The organism is Mycobacterium scrofulaceum, from assembly GCF_002086735.1.
Taxonomy (GTDB): domain Bacteria; phylum Actinomycetota; class Actinomycetes; order Mycobacteriales; family Mycobacteriaceae; genus Mycobacterium; species Mycobacterium scrofulaceum.
In genome coordinates this window covers 201441-219230 of record NZ_MVIJ01000002.1, presented here as the reverse complement: position 1 = coordinate 219230, position 17790 = coordinate 201441, and the positions used below count along the sequence as shown (strand labels likewise).

18 protein-coding genes and 1 pseudogene are annotated in these 17790 nt (G+C 70.3%); 7 read left to right on the top strand and 12 right to left on the bottom strand.

The genetic code is table 11. The features are described from left to right. Both BST44_RS03205 and yajC read right to left on the bottom strand, forming a co-directional pair. Window positions 1-244: pseudogene (locus BST44_RS03205) on the bottom strand (protein translocase subunit SecD); the annotation flags it as partial. 91 nt (window positions 245-335) lie between these two features. Continuing rightward, window positions 336-689: a preprotein translocase subunit YajC gene (gene yajC, locus BST44_RS03200; protein ID WP_083175117.1), complete on the bottom strand. Its 354-nt coding sequence runs from the start codon at window positions 687-689 to the stop codon at window positions 336-338. Between the two features lie 194 nt (window positions 690-883). Here yajC and gabT point away from each other — a divergent pair, with 194 nt between their 5' ends. Both gabT and car read left to right on the top strand, forming a co-directional pair. After that, complete coding sequence (gene gabT / locus BST44_RS03195; RefSeq protein WP_083175115.1) at window positions 884-2224, top strand: 4-aminobutyrate--2-oxoglutarate transaminase; 1341 nt, start codon at window positions 884-886, stop codon at window positions 2222-2224. 150 nt (window positions 2225-2374) lie between these two features. Beyond that, the gene (gene car / locus BST44_RS03190; protein WP_083175072.1) at window positions 2375-5908 is read left to right on the top strand and encodes a carboxylic acid reductase; all 3534 of its coding nucleotides are present in this window, start codon (window positions 2375-2377) and stop codon (window positions 5906-5908) included. Window positions 5909-5971: 63 nt separating this feature from the next. Here car and BST44_RS03185 read toward each other — a convergent pair whose 3' ends face one another. The 6 genes from BST44_RS03185 to ruvC form a co-directional block, all read right to left on the bottom strand. Further along, on the bottom strand, window positions 5972-6658 hold the full coding sequence (locus BST44_RS03185; protein WP_083175071.1) for a hypothetical protein: 687 nt from the start codon (window positions 6656-6658) through the stop codon (window positions 5972-5974). A gap of 131 nt (window positions 6659-6789) precedes the next feature. After that, window positions 6790-7173, bottom strand: coding sequence for a DUF1304 domain-containing protein (locus BST44_RS03180; RefSeq protein ID WP_083175069.1), 384 nt, complete (start codon window positions 7171-7173; stop codon window positions 6790-6792). 122 nt (window positions 7174-7295) lie between these two features. Then, a complete protein-coding gene (locus BST44_RS03175) occupies window positions 7296-7976 on the bottom strand; it encodes a hypothetical protein (protein WP_083175067.1) in 681 nt (226 codons plus the stop codon). A gap of 206 nt (window positions 7977-8182) precedes the next feature. Beyond that, window positions 8183-9229: a Holliday junction branch migration DNA helicase RuvB gene (gene ruvB / locus BST44_RS03170; RefSeq protein WP_083175066.1), complete on the bottom strand. Its 1047-nt coding sequence runs from the start codon at window positions 9227-9229 to the stop codon at window positions 8183-8185. A gap of 91 nt (window positions 9230-9320) precedes the next feature. Further along, window positions 9321-9914, bottom strand: coding sequence for a Holliday junction branch migration protein RuvA (gene ruvA / locus BST44_RS03165; protein WP_083175064.1), 594 nt, complete (start codon window positions 9912-9914; stop codon window positions 9321-9323). Continuing rightward, window positions 9911-10465, bottom strand: coding sequence for a crossover junction endodeoxyribonuclease RuvC (gene ruvC, locus BST44_RS03160; RefSeq protein ID WP_083175063.1), 555 nt, complete (start codon window positions 10463-10465; stop codon window positions 9911-9913). The genes ruvA and ruvC overlap by 4 nt, the downstream gene beginning before the upstream one ends. A gap of 181 nt (window positions 10466-10646) precedes the next feature. Between ruvC and BST44_RS03155 the strand changes: the two genes are divergently transcribed. Genes BST44_RS03155 through BST44_RS03135 form a run of 5 tightly spaced genes read left to right on the top strand, consistent with a single transcriptional unit; the run spans window position 10647 to window position 14285 of the window. Next, window positions 10647-11258, top strand: coding sequence for a DUF4178 domain-containing protein (locus tag BST44_RS03155; RefSeq protein WP_083175061.1), 612 nt, complete (start codon window positions 10647-10649; stop codon window positions 11256-11258). A 10-nt stretch (window positions 11259-11268) separates the two neighbouring features. Continuing rightward, window positions 11269-11781 (top strand): DUF2617 family protein, encoded by a 513-nt coding sequence (locus tag BST44_RS03150; RefSeq protein ID WP_083175060.1) that lies wholly within the window; start codon window positions 11269-11271, stop codon window positions 11779-11781. Then, window positions 11778-12209, top strand: coding sequence for a DUF4247 domain-containing protein (locus BST44_RS03145; RefSeq protein ID WP_083175113.1), 432 nt, complete (start codon window positions 11778-11780; stop codon window positions 12207-12209). Before BST44_RS03150 ends, BST44_RS03145 begins: the two co-directional genes overlap by 4 nt. A gap of 25 nt (window positions 12210-12234) precedes the next feature. Next, window positions 12235-12690 (top strand): DUF350 domain-containing protein, encoded by a 456-nt coding sequence (locus BST44_RS03140; RefSeq protein WP_083175058.1) that lies wholly within the window; start codon window positions 12235-12237, stop codon window positions 12688-12690. Further along, window positions 12687-14285 (top strand): polyamine aminopropyltransferase, encoded by a 1599-nt coding sequence (locus tag BST44_RS03135; protein ID WP_083175111.1) that lies wholly within the window; start codon window positions 12687-12689, stop codon window positions 14283-14285. Before BST44_RS03140 ends, BST44_RS03135 begins: the two co-directional genes overlap by 4 nt. Before the next feature lie 93 nt (window positions 14286-14378). On the opposite strand, the gene BST44_RS03130 is transcribed toward BST44_RS03135, so the two are convergent. From BST44_RS03130 to pdxS, 4 genes are all read right to left on the bottom strand, one after another. Further along, a complete protein-coding gene (locus BST44_RS03130) occupies window positions 14379-15134 on the bottom strand; it encodes a YebC/PmpR family DNA-binding transcriptional regulator (RefSeq protein WP_083175057.1) in 756 nt (251 codons plus the stop codon). Window positions 15135-15268: 134 nt separating this feature from the next. Next, window positions 15269-15865 (bottom strand): pyridoxal 5'-phosphate synthase glutaminase subunit PdxT, encoded by a 597-nt coding sequence (gene pdxT, locus BST44_RS03125; protein WP_083175055.1) that lies wholly within the window; start codon window positions 15863-15865, stop codon window positions 15269-15271. Then, on the bottom strand, window positions 15862-16707 hold the full coding sequence (tesB, locus tag BST44_RS03120; protein WP_083175054.1) for an acyl-CoA thioesterase II: 846 nt from the start codon (window positions 16705-16707) through the stop codon (window positions 15862-15864). The genes pdxT and tesB overlap by 4 nt, the downstream gene beginning before the upstream one ends. 9 nt (window positions 16708-16716) lie before the next feature. Continuing rightward, on the bottom strand, window positions 16717-17628 hold the full coding sequence (gene pdxS / locus BST44_RS03115) for a pyridoxal 5'-phosphate synthase lyase subunit PdxS (protein WP_083175052.1): 912 nt from the start codon (window positions 17626-17628) through the stop codon (window positions 16717-16719). Window positions 17629-17790 lie beyond the last annotated feature (162 nt).

Below are 17790 nucleotides of genomic sequence, written 5' to 3'. Positions count from 1 at the left end.
CCAGCCCGTTGACCCGCGCGCTGATGATCTGCTGCGCCTGCGCCAGCGCGTCGCGGCTCGGGCGCGAACCGTCCGGTGTGCGCGCCGTCAACGTGACGCGGGTACCACCCTGAAGGTCGATGCCGAGCTTGGGGGCCGCGCGCTTGTCCCCGGTCAGGAAGACCAGCAGGTAGACGCCGACGAGCAGCAGCAAGAAAACCGACAGGTAGCGGGCAGGGTGCACCGGCGCGGAAGACGATGCCACGTTCCTTCTATCTCCTCGAGTATCGGTTCGTACCCCGGACAGAGCCTAGTGTCGGGCACCCGCCCGCTGCGCAAGCGGTCAGGGATCCCGGTCAGGAATCCTTGGTCAGCCGGCCGTCGTCGGATGCCGCCAAGCCGTCGGCGCCGTCATCGTCGGCCAGGTCGTCGTCGGCCAGGTCTTCGTCGTCGGGCAGGATCCGGTCACGGATGGCGAGTTTCATCCAGGTGGTCACCACGCCGGGCGCGATCTCCAGGTCGATGGTGTCGTCGGTGATCGCGACGACCGTCGCCTGCAGGCCCGACGTCGTGTGCACGCGATCGCCCGGCTGCAGCGACTCGTGCAGGTCGATGGTGGCCTGCATCGCGCGCTTCTGGCGCCGCGACGCGAAGTACATGAACCCACCCATGATGAGCAGGAAGGGCAGGAACAGGATCAAACTCTCCATCAACAGGCCTGTCTTTTCGTAGTGGTATTCGGGCATCGGCGCCGGGACGACCCGCGGGCCGCGCACCTCCTATCGGCCAGTGTGCCATTGCCGCAGGTAGCACCCGAGCCCCGCGTGCGCGGGAGGCCCGCAGCCGCGGCGCCCGATAGGCTTTAGTGGCGACGCGAAAGGCGCGCCGCGGTGAGGAGAAGATCGTGGCCGGCCTCGAGCAGACACGCCAGCTGGTCACCGAAATCCCCGGTCCCGCTTCGCTGGAACTGACCAAGCGGCGCGCCGCGGCGGTGTCGCACGGGGTGAACGTCTCGTTGCCCGTGTTCGTCGCGCGCGCCTTCGGCGGCATCATCGAGGACGTCGACGGCAACCGGCTCATCGACCTGGCGTCCGGCATCGCGGTGACCACCGTCGGCAACTCCTCCCCGCGGGTCGTCGAGGCCGTGCGCGCGCAGGTGGCCGAGTTCACCCACACCTGCTTCATGGTCGTGCCGTACGAGCAGTACGTCGCCGTCGCCGAGGAGCTCAACCGGATCACTCCGGGGTCCGGCGAGAAGCGCTCGGTGCTGTTCAACTCCGGCGCCGAGGCCGTCGAGAACGCCGTCAAGATCGCGCGGTCGTACACGCGCAAACCCGCCGTCGTGGCGTTCAACCACGCCTATCACGGCCGCACCAACCTGGCGATGGCGCTGACCGCCAAGTCCAAGCCGTACAAGAGCGGCTTCGGCCCGTTCGCGCCGGAGGTCTACCGGGCCCCGGTGTCCTACCCCTACCGGGACGGGCTGCTCGACAAGGAGCTGGCCACCGACGGGGAGAAGGCCGCCGCCCGCGCGATCGACGTGATCGAAAGCCAGGTGGGCGCCGACAGCCTCGCCGCCGTCATCATCGAACCGATCGCCGGCGAAGGCGGCTTCATCGTGCCCGCCGACGGCTTCCTGCCCACCCTGCTCGACTGGTGCCGGAAAAACGACGTGGTGTTCATCGCCGACGAGGTGCAGACCGGATTCGCGCGCACCGGCGCCATGTTCGCCTGCGAGCACGAGGGCATCGAGCCGGACCTCATCTGCACCGCCAAGGGCATCGCCGACGGGCTGCCGCTGTCGGCGGTCACCGGCCGGGCGCAGATTATGGATGCCTCCCATGCCGGCGGTTTGGGCGGCACATTCGGCGGCAACCCAGTCGCTTGTGCGGCAGCACTGGCCACCATCAGCACGATCGAAAGTGACGGCCTGATCGAGCGGGCCAGGCAATTGGAACGGCTGATCACCGAACCGTTGTTGCGGCTGCAGGCCGGCGATGACCGGATCGGCGATGTGCGCGGCCGCGGCGCCATGGTCGCCATCGAGTTGGTGAAGTCGGGAACGGCCGAGCCGGATGCCGAGCTGACTCAGAAGCTGTCCACCGCGGCGCACGCCGCCGGCGTCGTCGTGTTGACCTGCGGGATGTTCGGCAACATCATCCGGCTGCTGCCGCCCCTGACCATCGGGGACGAGCTGCTGAACGAGGGGCTCGACATCCTGGGCCGGCTGCTGGGCGACCTGTAAGACCTGGGGACATGTCCGGCCGCGTGGCCAATGTCACAACCTCCGCCGCGGCGCGGCCATGGTGGAATAACGTTACTTTAGCTAACGTTTTAACCGTCAGCGCATCGGCGCCAAAATGACTCACTAACTTTCATTGCGAGGGAATTGCTTATGTCGACCATCAATCACGACGAGCGGCTCGAGCGCCGTATCGAGGAACTGACCGCAAACGACCCGCAGTTCGCCGCCGCCCGCCCGGATCCGGCGATCGAGGCGGCCCTCGAGGAGCCCGGCCTGCGGCTCCCCCAGGTGATCAGGACGGTGCTCGACGGGTACGCGGACCGCCCGGCGCTGGCGCACCGGGCGGTGGAGTTCGTCGAGGACTCGGCGAGCGGCCGCACCAGGCTGGAGCTGCTCCCCCGCTTCGAGACCCTCAGCTACCGCGAGCTCGGCGACCGGGTTTCAGCGCTCGGCCGCGCGTGGGCCCATGACGAGGTGCGCGTCGGTGACCGGGTCTGCATCCTGGGCTTCAACAGCGTCGACTACGCCACGATCGACATGGCGCTGGCCACGGTCAGCGCGGTGTCGGTCCCGCTGCAGACCAGCGCGTCGCTGACGTCGCTGCACCCGATCGTGGCCGAGACCGAGCCCACCGTGATCGCGGCCAGCGCGAACCAGCTGCCCGACGCGGTGGAGCTGATCCTGAGCGGCCACCGGCCCGCCAAGCTGGTCGTGTTCGACTACCACCCCGAGGTGGACGACGAGCGGGAGGCCGTCGAAACCGCCCGCACGCGGCTGGCGGACGCCGGCGTGGTCGTCGAGACGCTCGCCGAGGTGCTCGAGCGCGGCAGGGCGCTGCCCGACGCGGAACTCCCGGCCAGCGACGAGCCCGACCCGCTCGCGCTGCTGATCTACACCTCCGGCAGCACCGGCGCGCCCAAGGGCGCGATGTACCCGCAGAGCAACGTCGCCAAGATCTGGCGGCGCGGCAGCCGGAACTGGTTCGGCGAGAGCGCCGCGTCGATCACCCTGAACTTCATGCCGATGAGCCACGTCATGGGCCGCGGCATCCTCTACGGCACCCTGGGCAACGGCGGCACGGCCTATTTCGCGGCCAGGAGCGACCTTTCGACGCTGCTCGAGGACCTCGAGCTGGTGCGCCCCACCGAGCTGAACTTCGTGCCGCGCATCTGGGAGACCCTGTTCGGCGAGTTCCAGCGCCAGGTGGAGCGGCGGCTCGCCGACGGCGCAGACCGGCAGGCTGTCGAGGCCGAGGTGTTGGCCGAGCAGCGGCAGTACCTGCTGGGCGGTCGGTACATCTTCGCGATGACGGGCTCGGCGCCCACCTCCCCGGAACTGCGCAACTGGGTCGAGTCCCTGCTGCAAATGCACCTGATGGACGGCTACGGCTCCACCGAGGCCGGCATGGTGCTCTTCGACGGCGAGATCCAGCGCCCACCGGTGATCGACTACAAGCTGGTCGACGTGCCGGACCTGGGCTACTTCGGGACGGACCGGCCCCACCCGCGCGGTGAACTGGTGCTGCGGACCGAGAACATGTTCCCCGGCTACTACAAGCGGGCCGAGATCACGGCCAACGTGTTCGACGAGGACGGCTACTACCGGACCGGCGACGTGTTCGCCGAGGTCGCGCCCGACAAGCTGGTCTACGTGGACCGCCGCAACAACGTGCTGAAGCTGGCGCAGGGCGAGTTCGTGACGCTGGCCAAGCTGGAGGCCGAGTTCGGCAACAGCCCGCTGGTCCGCCAGATCTACGTCTACGGCAACAGCGCGCAGCCCTACCTGCTGGCCGTCGTGGTGCCGACCCAGGAAGCCCTGGGGCGCTGGGACCCCGAGGCGCTCAAGGGAAAGATCGCCGACTCGCTGCAGAACGTCGCCCGTCAGGCCGGCCTGCAGTCCTACGAGGTGCCGCGCGACTTCATCATCGAGACCACCCCGTTCAGCCTGGAGAACGGGCTGCTGACCGGGATCCGCAAGCTGGCGTGGCCCAAGCTCAAGCAGCACTACGGCGAACGGCTCGAGCAGCTCTACGCCGAGCTCGCCGAGGGCCAGGCCAACGAGCTGGCCGAGCTGCGCCGCAGCGGCGCCAACGCGCCGGTGCTGCAGACGGTCAGCCGCGCCGCCGCCGCCATGCTGGGCACCGCCGCCACCGACCTCTCGCCCGACGCGCACTTCACCGATCTGGGTGGGGACTCGTTGTCGGCGCTGACGTTCGGCAACCTGCTGCGCGAGATCTTCGACATCGACGTCCCGGTGGGCGTCATCGTCAGCCCGGCCAGCGACCTGCAGGCCATCGCCAACTACATCGAGGGCGAGCGCCAGGGCAGCAAGCGGCCCACGTTCGCGGCCGTCCACGGCCGTGAGGCGACCACGGTGCACGCCAGCGACCTGACCCTGGACAAGTTCCTCGAGGCCGAGACGCTGGCCGCCGCGCCCAGCCTGCCCAAGCCCACCACCGAGGTGCGCACGGTGCTGCTGACCGGCGCGACCGGCTTCCTGGGCCGCTACCTGGCGCTGGAGTGGCTCGAGCGGATGGACTTGGTGGACGGCAAGGTGATCGCCCTGGTGCGGGCCAAGTCCGACGACGAGGCGCGCGCCCGGCTCGACAAGACCTTCGGCGTCGGCTCCCCGCAGGGCGACCCGAAGCTGGTGGCCCACTACCGGGAACTGGCCGCCGACCACCTCGAGGTGATCGCCGGCGACAAGGGCGAGCCCAACCTGGGCCTGGACCAGCAGACCTGGCAGCGGCTGGCCGACACGGTCGACGTGATCGTCGACCCGGCCGCCCTGGTCAACCACGTGCTGCCGTACAGCGAGCTGTTCGGTCCCAACGCGCTGGGCACCGCCGAGCTGATCCGCATCGCGCTCACCACCAAGCTGAAGCCGTACACCTACGTGTCGACAATCGGCGTCGGTGACCAGATCAAGCCGGGCCAGTTCGTCGAGGACGCCGACATCCGGCAGATCAGCGCGACCCGCGCGGTCAACGACAACTACGCCAACGGCTACGGCAACAGCAAGTGGGCCGGCGAGGTGCTGCTGCGCGAGGCGCACGACCTGTGCGGCCTGCCGGTCGCGGTGTTCCGGTGCGACATGATCCTGGCCGACACCACCTACGCCGGGCAGCTCAACCTGCCGGACATGTTCACCCGGCTGATGCTGAGCCTGGTCGCGACCGGTGTCGCGCCCGGTTCGTTCTACGAACTGGACGCCGACGGCAACCGGCAGCGTTCGCACTACGACGGCCTGCCGGTCGAGTTCATCGCCGCGGCGATCTCCACGCTGGGGACGCAGGTGCTGGACAACGCCTCCGGCCGGGACGGCTTCCAGACGTACCACGTGATGAACCCGTACGACGACGGCATCGGCCTCGACGAGTACGTCGACTGGCTGATCGACGCCGGCTACGGAATCCAGCGCATCGCCGACTACGGCGAATGGCTGCGGCGGTTCGAGGGCACCATGCGGGGCCTGCCGGAGCGGCAGCGCCAGTACTCGCTGCTGCCGCTGCTGCACAACTACCAGCAGCCCGAGAAGCCGATCAACGGATCGATGGCGCCGACCGACCGCTTCCGCGCCGCGGTGCAGGAGGCGAAGATCGGCCCGGACAAGGACATCCCACATGTCTCGCCGCCGATCATCGTCAAGTACGCCACCGACCTGCAGTTGCTCGGACTGCTGTAAAGGCAAGACGGCAATCGCCCAGTCCCGTCCGGGACTGGGCGATTGCTTTTGGTTGCGCGCGGGCTACTGCTGAGGATGCGGCCAGCGCAGGTACGCGGCGTTGGCGCCCGACGCCGGGCGGTTGCGGCGCCAGCCGCGCTTCGGCTGCGGGTCGACGGCTGTACGCGGCTTGGTCAGCGCGCCCGAGGACACCTCGGCCGGTTCGTACGCCGGCTCCCGGTACGGTTCGACGCCCGGCGCGGCCGCGGCTTCCGCCGGCGCCGGCGGCTGGACGTCGCGCGCCAGGCGCACGGCCGTGCGGGCCAGCACCACACCGCCGACGAAGACGATCAGCGCACCCAGTCCGGAGAAATAGGCGACTTCGAGTACCGCCCGCTTTCGCTCGGTGGCGGCGACCGGGTCACCGGCGGAGCCGATACCCAGCAGCGGGGCGAACTGACCACCGACGACGAACCACCCGCCGGCCAGCACCGCCAGCCAGCCGCCCAGCATCGCCGCCAGGCGGTTGCCCGCGACGATCAGCAAGAGACCGCCCAGCACGGTCGCGGCTCCCGGCAGCACCTCGAGCCACCCTCGCGCCGAACTCCACGCCCACGCCCGGTCGGGTGTGTAGGCGAAATTGAAGCGAGGTCCGACAAACGGTATTAACGCCCCCCAAGCCCCCAGGATGACCAAGAGCAATCCGCTGACCGCGCCACGCGAGCGCGGCATACTCAGCCCGCGGGGTTGGCCGTCTTCTGCGTATTTCATGATTTCCCCTCGTTGAATACCGGGCCTATTTCCGGCCGGAGATGGGTACCCGGCGGTTTCCACTCGTAACCCATGCGGCGGGCGAACGCCACCCCCGCCGGTGACGGTTGTGGCTGGTGAGGCTGGTGTTACTAGCGGAGGCCGAGCAGCAGCAGCACGATCGCGATCGCCGGAAAGGCGCCCTGCGTCACCGCGGCCCGCGCCTTCTCCGGCGCGGACAACAGCAGCACCACCGCGGCCGCGGCCATCGACCCCACGCCGGCGAACACCAGCGCCGCGCCAACGGCGTTGTGCCGCATGACAATAGCGGCGATGCCGATGGCGCTGACGACCGCCAGGAACAAGTTGTAGAAGCCCTGGTTGAACGCCAGCAGCTTGGTGGTCTCGGCCTCCTCGGCCGTGGTCCCGAACGTCGCCCGGGTGCGCGCCGAGGTCCAGGTCAACGATTCCATCACGAAGATGTAGACGTGCAATAACACCGCCAGCGCGGCGAATACCAGCCCGGCGGTGATCATCGCTCCCCCTGGTCGGTCGAGGCCTGCGCGGTGGACTCTACCGACCTGCGGCCGCCCCTCGACGCGAAACGGCGCCGGTAGCCGAGGGGCTACCGGCGCCTGCCGCGTTGTCAGTGGCCTCGCTAGACGCCGGCGTGGTGATGCCGGTGGAACAGGCCGCCGCCGGTGCGCCGGCCGAACAGGCCGCGACCGCGGTGCTCCGGCTCGGCCGCCTCCGGGTCCGTGCGCCCGCGCGTCGCGCCGCGGGTCTCGTCGTAGTTGGCCGGTCCACCCGCCGGCGCGGCGCCCGCCGCCACCGGCGCCGGCTCGGTCACCACCACGTCGCGCGCGTGCCGGACCGCAAGCCGGGCCACCGCGGCCCCGCCCAGGAAAACGATCAGCGCACCCAGGCCGGTGAAGTAGGTGACCTCGAGCAGGGCCCGCTTGACGTCCGTCGAGGCCACAGGCTGACCGACGTCCCCGATTCCCAGGGTCGACGCGAACGGGCGGCCGACCACGAACCAGGCGCCGCCCAGGACGGCCAGCCAGCCGCCCAGCACGGCGCTGGCGCGATTACCGGACAACAGCACCAGCAGGCCACCCAGTGCCGCCGCGGCACCCGGCAGCACCTCCAGCCATCCTTTGGCCGCGGTCCACGTCCACGCCGGGTCACTCGTGTACGCCCAATCGAGGTGTGGGCCGAAGAACGGCACCAACGCGCCCCAGGCACCCAACAGGATCAGGAGTAGCCCGGTCAGCGCGCCACGGGTGCGCGGCATGTACAGCGCACGAGGGCGTTGGTAGTCGTAGCGCTTGGTCCTCATCAGAATCTCCTTCAACAGGTATTGCTGCTGTGAGCCTGGTTACCCTGCCGCGCAGACGGATAACCGACCGCGGACCGCGCCGATCGTTTGCTGTCGCCCGCCGCGCCGGGCGTGTCGCGCGGTTTGGGCAGGCCGGCGACCGTGCGCGCGCCGGCTCGGCGGAAAGGTCACGATTCGGCCGCAAATTGGCGGGGCGGGGCCCAGCGCTAGTCGAACAGGCCGGCCTGGCCCAACCCGGTGGCGTTCGCCGGCGGGCTCATGCCCAGATGCGTCCACGCCTGCGCGGTGGCCACCCGGCCGCGGGGCGTGCGCGCGACCATCCCGGCGCGCACCAGGAATGGCTCGCACACCTCCTCGACGGTGGCGGCCTCCTCGCCCACGGCCACCGCGAGCGTCGACACGCCCACCGGGCCGCCGCCGAAGCTGCGGGTCAGCGCCGACAGCACCGCCCGGTCCAGCCGGTCCAGGCCGAGCTCGTCGACGTCGTAGACCGCGAGCGCGGACTTGGCCACGTCGCGGGTGATCACCCCGTCGGCGCGGACCTCGGCGAAGTCCCGGACCCGGCGCAGCAGCCGGTTGGCGATGCGCGGGGTGCCGCGCGAGCGGCGGGCGATCTCCTCGGCGGCCTCGGCGCCCAGCTCGATGCCCAGGATGCCGGCGGAGCGGGCCAGCACCAGCTCCAGCTCGGCGGGCTCGTAGAAGTCCATGTGCGCGGTGAAGCCGAACCGGTCGCGCAGCGGGCCGGTCAGGGCGCCGGACCGGGTGGTGGCGCCGACCAGGGTGAAGGGGGCCACCTCCAGGGGGATCGACGTCGCGCCGGGACCCTTGCCCACCACCACGTCGACGCGGAAGTCCTCCATGGCCAGGTACAGCATCTCCTCGGCGGGGCGGGCGATGCGGTGGATCTCGTCGATGAACAGCACGTCGTGCTCGACCAGGTTGGACAGCATGGCCGCCAGGTCACCGGCGCGCTCCAGGGCGGGGCCGGACGTCACCCGCAGCGACGAGCCGAGCTCGGCGGCGATGATCATCGCCAGCGACGTCTTGCCGAGCCCGGGGGGCCCCGACAGCAGGATGTGGTCCGGTGTGCCGCCGCGGTTCTTGGCGCCCTCGATCACCAGTTGGAGCTGTTCGCGCACCCGCGGCTGGCCGATGAACTCCCGCAGCGAACGCGGCCGCAGGCTGACGTCGATGTCGCCCTCGCCGACGGACAGCGCCGGGGAGACGTCGCGGTCGAACGGTTCGTCCGTCATGCGCGCCGCTCTCCCCCACAAGCGGGTGGGGGCACCCCCAACCGCCCAGCGGCGAGGGGGCCTACCCCCACTGCCTCGTCGCCGGCGCGCCTCATCGCGACTTGCCCAGCAGCGACAGCGCGGCGCGCAGGGCGGCGGATGTCGTCGCGTCCTGCTCGCTGGCCAGCACCTTGTCGGTGGCCTCTTCGGCCTGCTTGACGGCGAAGCCCAGCCCGACCAGCGCCTCCACCACCGGGCCGCGGACCGCGTGCCCGTTGACCGCCGGCGCTCCCCCGGCCGCCACGGGGGCGCCCACCTTGTCGCGCAGCTCGAGCACCATCCGTTCGGCGCCGCGCTTGCCGATCCCGGGCACCCGGGTCAGCGCGGTGACGTCGCCGTCGTGCAGCACCTGCCGCAGTGCCGCGGCGTCGTGCACCGCCAGCGTCGCCATCGCCAGCCGGGGCCCGACGCCCGACACCGTCAACAGCGTCAGGAACAGGTCGCGCGCCTCGGCGTCGGTGAACCCGTACAGCGTCATCGAGTCCTCGCGCACCACCATCGCGGTGATCAGCCGCGCCTCGGTGCCGGTGCGCAGCGTCGCCAGCGTCGACGGCGTCGCGTTCACCCGGTAGCCGACGCCGGCGGCCTCGATCACCGCATGATCGAGCGCCACCTCGAGCACCTCGCCGCGGACCGAAGCGATCATCGCGCGGCCTTCAGCTTGGCCAGGTATGCGTGGCGCTGTTGCGCAGCCAGCGCCTCGGCCGCGGCCATCCGGGCCATCATCGGCGCCCTCCAGCAATGACAGATCGCCAGGGCCAGCGCGTCGGCGGCGTCGGCCGGCGTCGGTTTGGCTTGCAGCGCAAGGATTTTGGTGACCATCGCGGTGACCTGAGCCTTGTCGGCGGCGCCGTTGCCCGTCACCGCGGCCTTCACCTCGCTCGGGGTGTGGAAGTGCACGTCGATGCCGCGCTTGGCCGCCGCCAGGGCCACCACCCCGCCGGCCTGCGCGGTGCCCATCACGGTCGACACGTTCAGCTGGGAGAACACCCGCTCGATGGCCACCACGTCGGGCTGGTGGGTGGCCAGCCAATGCTCGACGGCGTCGCTGATGGCCAGCAACCGCTGGGCCAGCGGCGCGTCCGACGACGTCCGCACCACGTCGACGTCCAGGGCGATCACGTTGCGTCCGCGCCCGCTTTCCACGACCGACAGTCCGCAACGGGTCAGTCCGGGGTCGACGCCCATCACGCGCATTTGCCCGCTCCCACCTGTAGAACAGCTGTTCGATACCCTAGCGGGCGCGACCGACCGGTTCACGGAGGACACGCGGCGGCGGCGCCGATTCCCGGTCGGGACGTTACAGCGCCGAACCCACACAAAAGCTGTTAGCTTTAGCCGACGTTCGCTCGAGCAAGGTGGCAACGGGAGGGCTCGCGTGGGATCACTGCTGGTCATTATCGCGATCGTGCTGTTCATCGCGTCCATCGTTGTGCTCGTCATCGCTTTGCGGCGCCCCAAGCGGCCGGGCCCCCCGCGCGGCCGCCAGGATCCGCTCTCGTTCAACGCGATGCCGGAGTTCGGGCCCCGCCAGCTCGGGCCCGGCGCCATCGTCAGCTATGGCGGGGTCGACTATGTGGTGCGCGGCTCGGTGACGTACCGCGAGGGCCCGTTCGTGTGGTGGGAGCACCTGTTGGAGGGCGGCGACCAGCCGATCTGGTTCAGCGTCGAGGAAGACGACGGGCGCCTCGAGCTGGCGATGTGGATCAGCCGCAAGGACGTCCGGCTGCAACCGGGCGACCAGTACGTCGTCGACGGGGTGACGTTTCACGAGTCCGAGCGCGGTCGCGCCTCGTTCACCACCGAGGGCACCACCGGCCTGCCGGCGGGCGGCGAGATGGAGTTCGTCGACTGCGCCAACTCCGATGAGTCCGTGCTGCTCTCCTTCGAGCGCTGGGCGCCGGGCATGCCATGGGAGGTCTCGACGGGAAAGCCCGTGCTGGCCGGCGAACTGACCGTCTATCCGGCGCCCCCGCCCTCCTCGACTTAGGAGCGCGCCGGTGCCGCTTCATCAGCTCGCCGTGGCTCCTGCGGACGTGTCCGGGCGAAGGCTCGGGCTCGCGCTCAACGCGCCCGCGCCGCCGCCGCTGGCGACCTGCCTCCTGCACCACCCCGACGGCGGCGCCCTGTTGCTCGGGGTGCTCGGCGCGTCGCACGTCGTCACGGTCGAACACGCCGCGGGCCGGTTCTGCGAGGAGGTCTCCTGCACCGCACGCGGCTTCGGGGGTGCCCTGCCGGAACGCACGGCCGCCGTCGGCTACTCGCTGGAATCCCGGACCGACACGTACGACGAGGGAACCTTCCGCCGCATGGCGGGTGACCTGCGCGAGCGGTGCGCGCGGGAAAACGGTTGGCTGGGGGGCTCTTTCCCCGGCGACGACGCCGCGCTGACCGCGCTGGCCGCCGAACCCGACGGCCCGGGATGGCACTGGCGGACCTGGCACCTGTATCCCCACAACGCTTTTGGGTCCGGCGGTGAGGTGGTCCACACGGCGAGCCGGTGGCACCCGTGAGCCGCAACCGCCTGTTCGTGATCGCCGGTGCGCTGGCCGTCGCCGCCGTCGCCTGCCTGGTGCCCGGAATCATCTTGCTGCAGAAGAACATCGGGTCCTACATCGCCAGTCACTATCACGAGTACTCCCGCGACGCGAACGGGACGCGGTACGAGTGCAGCGGACCGCCCGACGACGTGGCCGACACGCTGGCCGAGTACGAGGCGCCCCAGGCGCGCGCCGCCGACGGTGCCAGCGAATACCTGCGCTACAGCAGCAACATCGTGATCGTGGGCCCCGACGGCAACCGCCCCTGCAGCATCCGGCTGGAAAGCCTGAACGCCGGATACAGCCACGGCGCCTTCATCTTCCTCGGCCCCGGATTCACCCCCGGCTCGCCCTCGGGCGGGTCCGGCGGCAGTCCCGGCGGCCCCGGCGGAACCAAGTGACGGCCCACCACAGAAGGAGAAAACCATGTACCTCGCCGTCGAGATCGGCACCGTCGACCTCAATCCCGTCCTGAAAGGCGCCGTCGCGACGATCCTGTACTTCTGCGTCGGCATGGCCGTACTTCTCGTCGGGTTCTATGCGGTCGACGTGTTGACCCCTGGCAATCTGCGCCGCCTGGTCTTCATCGACCGCCGCCCCAACGCCGTCATCGTCGCGGGCGCGATGTACATCGCCCTGACCGTCGTCATCGTCAGCGCGATCGCCAACAGCTACAGCCAGCTGGGCCAGGGGCTGGTCGGCGTGGCGGTGTACGGGCTGATGGGGGTGATCCTGCTCGGGATAGCGATGCTGGCCATGCACCTGCTGATACCGGGCAGCTTCCACGAACACATCGGCGATCCCGAGCTGCATCCGGGATCGTTCGCGGTGGCGCTGATACTGCTCGCGGTGGGGTGCGTCACGGCCGCCGCCGTGTCATGACCTCGGTGGGGCTGCCCGGGTCGGACGTGAGCCGGCCCGCGGAACCGTCGGTGCGCTGGCGGGCCGTGCTGCTGGCGGCCGTCGCGGCGTGCGCCGCGTCGGGCATCATCTACGAACTCGCGCTGCTGACGCTGGCGGCGAGCCTCAACGGCGGCGGCATCGTCGCCACCTCGCTGATCGTCGCGGGGTACATCGCCGCGCTCGGGCTGGGCGCCCTGGTGGTCAAGCCGTTCCTGGCGCACGCGGCCATCGCCTTCGTCGCGGTGGAGGTGCTGCTGAGCGTCGTCGGCGGGTTGTCCGCGGCGGCGCTGTACACGGTGTTCGCGTTCGTCGACGACGAGTCGATGTGGATGCTGGCGCTGGGCACGGCCCTGATCGGCGGGCTGGTCGGCGCCGAGGTACCGCTGCTGATGACGATGCTGCAACAGGGGCGGATACGCCCCGAGAAAGGCCGGGCCCCCGACACCGGCCGGACGCTGGCCAACCTCAACGCGGCCGATTACCTCGGCGCGCTGCTGGGCGGGCTGGTGTGGCCGTTCGTGCTGCTGCCCCAGCTGGGCATGATCCGCGGCGCGGCGGCCGCGGGCATCGTCAACCTGCTGGCCGCGGGCGTGGTGGCGCTGTTCGTGCTGCGCGGGGTCGTGTCGACCCGGCAGCTGGCGACGGCGTTGTGCGGGCTCGCCGCCGCGCTCGCCCTGCTGGGCACCCTGCTGGCCCGTTCGGCCGACATCGAGACGACGAGCCGGCAGCGGCTCTACGCCGACCCGATCATCGCCTACCAGCACTCGGCCTACCAGGAGATCGTGGTCACCCGGCGGGGCAACGACATGCGCCTCTACCTCGACGGCGGGCTGCAGTTTTCCACCCGGGACGAATACCGGTACACCGAGAGCCTGGTCTACCCCGCGCTCGGGGCCGGCGCGCGCTCCGTGCTGGTCCTCGGGGGCGGCGACGGGCTGGCGGCCCGCGAACTGCTGCGTCAGCCGGGTATCGGGCGGATCGTGCAGGTGGAGCTCGACCCCGCGGTGATCCACCTGGCGCGCACCACGATGCGCGGGGCCAATGCCGGTTCGCTGGACAGCCCGCGGGTCGAGGTGGTGATCGACGACGCGATGCGCTGGTTGCGTTCACCGCACCCGGACGTCGTCCCGGCCGCCGGCTTCGACGCGGTCATCGTCGACCTGCCCGACCCCGACACCCCGGTGCTGGGCCGGCTCTACTCGACCGAGTTCTACACGCTCGTCGGGCACGCGCTCGCCCCCGGCGGGCTGATGGTCGTCCAGGCGGGCAGCCCGTTCTCGACGCAGACCGCGTTCTGGCGCACCACTTCGTCGATCCGGGCCGCCGGCTACGCGGTCACGCCGTATCACGTCTACGTGCCGACGTTCGGCGACTGGGGCTTCGCGCTGGCGCGCCGGGGGGGTAGCGCGCCCACCCCCACCGTGCCGCCCGACGCGCCCCCGTTGCGCTTCCTCAACCAGCACGTCCTGGACGCCGCCACGGTGTTCCCCGACGACACCCGGCCGCGCCCGCTGGAGCCCTCGACGCTGGACAATCCGCGCATCGTCGAGGACATGCGGCACGGGTACGACTAGCTCCGATGGTCGCCGACCCGTCCCCCGCAAGCGGGAGGTGCCCCCAGCGCCCGGCGCTGCACGCCGCGCTTGCGATCGACGACCGGGCTTGCGTCAGTCCTCGTCGAGGGCGGCCAGAACGTCGTCGGACAGGTCGACGTTGGTCCAGACGTTCTGCACGTCGTCGCTGTCCTCCAGCGCGTCGACGAGCTTGAACACCTTCCGGGCGCCGTCGACGTCCACCGGCACGCTGACCGAGGGCTGGAAGCTGGCCTCGGCGGATTCGTAGTCGATGCCGGCGTCCTGCAGGGCCGTCCGCACGGCGACCAGATCGGTCGGCTCCGAGATGATCTCGAAGCTCTCGCCCAGGTCGTTGACGTCCTCGGCGCCCGCGTCGAGCACCGCCATCAACACGTCGTCTTCGGTCAGGCCGTTCTTCTCGAGCGTGACGACGCCCTTGCGGGTGAACAGGTACGACACGGAGCCCGGGTCGGCCATCGTGCCGCCGTTGCGGGTCACCGCCACCCGGACCTCGCCGGCCGCGCGATTGCGGTTGTCGGTCAGGCATTCGATCAGCACCGCCACGCCGTTGGGGCCGTAGCCCTCGTACATGATCGTCTGGTAGTCGGCGCCGCCGGCTTCCTCGCCGGCGCCCCGCTTGCGGGCGCGCTCGATGTTGTCGTTGGGCACCGAGGTCTTCTTGGCCTTCTGGATGGCGTCATAGAGCGTCGGGTTGCCCGCCGGGTCCCCGCCGCCGGTGCGCGCGGCGACCTCGATGTTCTTGATCAGCCGGGCGAACTCCTTGCCCCGGCGCGCGTCCTTGACGGCCTTTTGGTGCTTGGTGGTGGCCCACTTGGAATGGCCGCTCATCGGTGTCTTCTACCTCTTCTGTCTTCGAAAGTTCGCCAGACGAGTCTACGTGCACGCCGAGCGTGGGCCTTAAGTACGTGATCGGCCTCGAATTCGTCCATAGCCCCCACACTCGATGGAGCAGGCGTCAGCGGTCAGGCGATGCCGTTGACGATGTCCACGAACAGTTGGTGGACGCGACGGTCGCCGGTCATCTCGGGGTGAAACGCCGTTGCCAGCTTGGCGCCTTGCCGCACCGCGACCGGGTGCCCCGACGCCTCGGCCAGCACCCGCACGCCGGCGCCGGCCCGCTCGACCCAGGGGGCCCGGATGAACACCGCGCGCACCGGGCCGTCCAGACCGGCGAACCCGATGTCCCCCTCGAAGGAGTCGACCTGTCGCCCAAAGGCGTTGCGCCGCACGGTCATATCGATCGCGCGCAGCGGCAGCGCCTCCCGGCCGCCCGCGCCGGCGTCCAGGATCTCGCTGGCCAGCATGATCATGCCGGCGCAGGCGCCATAGGCGGGCAGCCCGTCGGCCAGCAGCCCGCGCAGCGGCTCGAGCAGCTCGAGGTGGAACAGCAGGTGGCTCATCGTGGTGGACTCCCCGCCGGGGATGACCAGCCCGTCCACCTTCTCCAGCTCGCCGCGGCGCCGCACCGGCATCGACTCGGCCCCGGCCTCGCGCAGCGCGGCGAGGTGCTCGCGGGTGTCACCTTGGAGCGCCAGCACGCCGATGCGCGGCGCGCTCACTGCCCGGTGGGCTGGAATCCGCGCGGGAAGCGGGTCAGCCCCTCCTGCATGACCGCCGCCACCATCTCGCCGGACTGGGTGAAGATCTTGCCCTGGCACAGGGAGCGGCCGCCGCTGGCCGACGGCGACGACTGGTCGTACAGCAGCCACTCGTCGGCCCGGAACGCCCGCATGAACCACATCGCGTGGTCCAGCGACGCCACCTGCAGATGCTCGCCCACGTCGAGGTGGTTGACCTGCGCGGATCCCAGCAGGGTCAGGTCGCTCATGTAGGCCAGCGCGCAGATGTGCAGCACCGGATCGTCCGGGAGTGGGTCGCGGTGGCGGAACCACACCTGCTGCTGGGAGGCCTTGCCGGGCGACAGCCGCAGTTGGTCGCGGGGCACGATGCAGACGTCCCACTCCTCGAACTGCTTGAACCCGGCGTCGTCGAAAACCTTGATCGAGTCCAGGCCGGGCAGCCCGTCGGGGGGCGGCGCGGCGGGCATCGCGTCCTGGTGGTGGATGCCCTCCTGGTCGGTCTGGAAGGACGCCCCCATGCTGAAGATGATTTCCCCGTGCTGGATCGCGTTGACCCGCCGGGTGGCGAACGAGCCGCCGTCGCGGGTGCGCTCGACGATGAACACCGTGGGCTGGTTGGCGTCCCCGGGCCGCAGGAAGTACCCGTGCAGCGAGTGCACCTGGTAGCGCGGGTCGACGGTCCGCACCGCCGACACCAGCGATTGGCCTGCGACGTGGCCGCCGAACGTGCGCTGGAAATATCCGGACTCCGGGCTGAACACGCGCCCGCGGTAGATGTTGACCTCGAGTTGCTCGAGATCAAGGATCTCTTCGATCGCCACGGACTGTTCTTACCAGCCGCGCTCGGCCAGCCGGTGGGGCTGCGCGATCTGCTCCACGTTGATGCCCACCATGGGCTCGCCCAGGCCGCGCGACACCTTGGCCAGCACGTCGGGGTCGTCGAAGAACGTGGTGGCCTTGACGATGGCGGCGGCGCGCTGCGCCGGGTCCCCCGACTTGAAGATGCCGGAGCCGACGAAGACGCCCTCGGCCCCGAGCTGCATCATCATCGCCGCGTCGGCGGGGGTCGCGATGCCGCCCGCGGTGAACAGGGTGACGGGCAGCTTGCCGGCCCGGGCCACCTCGACGACAAGATCGTAGGGCGCTCGCAATTCCTTTGCCGCAACGTACAATTCGTCTTCCGATAACGAGGTCAGCCGGCGGATCTCGCCGCCGATGGCCCGCATGTGCGTGGTCGCGTTGGAGACGTCTCCCGTGCCGGCCTCGCCCTTGGACCGGATCATGGCCGCGCCCTCGCTGATGCGCCGCAGGGCCTCACCCAGGTTGGTCGCCCCGCACACGAACGGCACGGTGAACTTCCACTTGTCGATGTGGTGGGTGTAGTCGGCCGGGGTCAGCACCTCGGATTCGTCGACGTAGTCCACGCCGAGGCTCTGCAGGATCTGCGCCTCGACGAAGTGCCCGATGCGGGCCTTGGCCATCACCGGGATGGTGACCGCGGCGATGATGCCCTCGATCATGTCGGGGTCGCTCATCCTGGACACGCCGCCCTGGGCGCGGATGTCGGCGGGCACCCTTTCCAGCGCCATCACGGCGACGGCGCCGGCGGCCTCCGCGATGCGGGCCTGCTCCGGGGTGACGACGTCCATGATGACGCCGCCCTTGAGCATCTCGGCCATGCCGCGCTTGACGCGCGCCGTTCCGGTTCGCCCGCTGCCGTTGGGTGAAGCGGCGGTATCCACTGCTGATCTCCTTCAACCGTTGTCGATCCAGTCTAGTGGGGGCGGCAGGCGAGTTTCCCCACCGCGGGACGCACAAAGGGCCGATCGGCCCTAGGCCCGTAAATCGACCGCTTGCTACACACTTGATCGTTACTTTGCTCACAACCGTCGATCGGATGGACG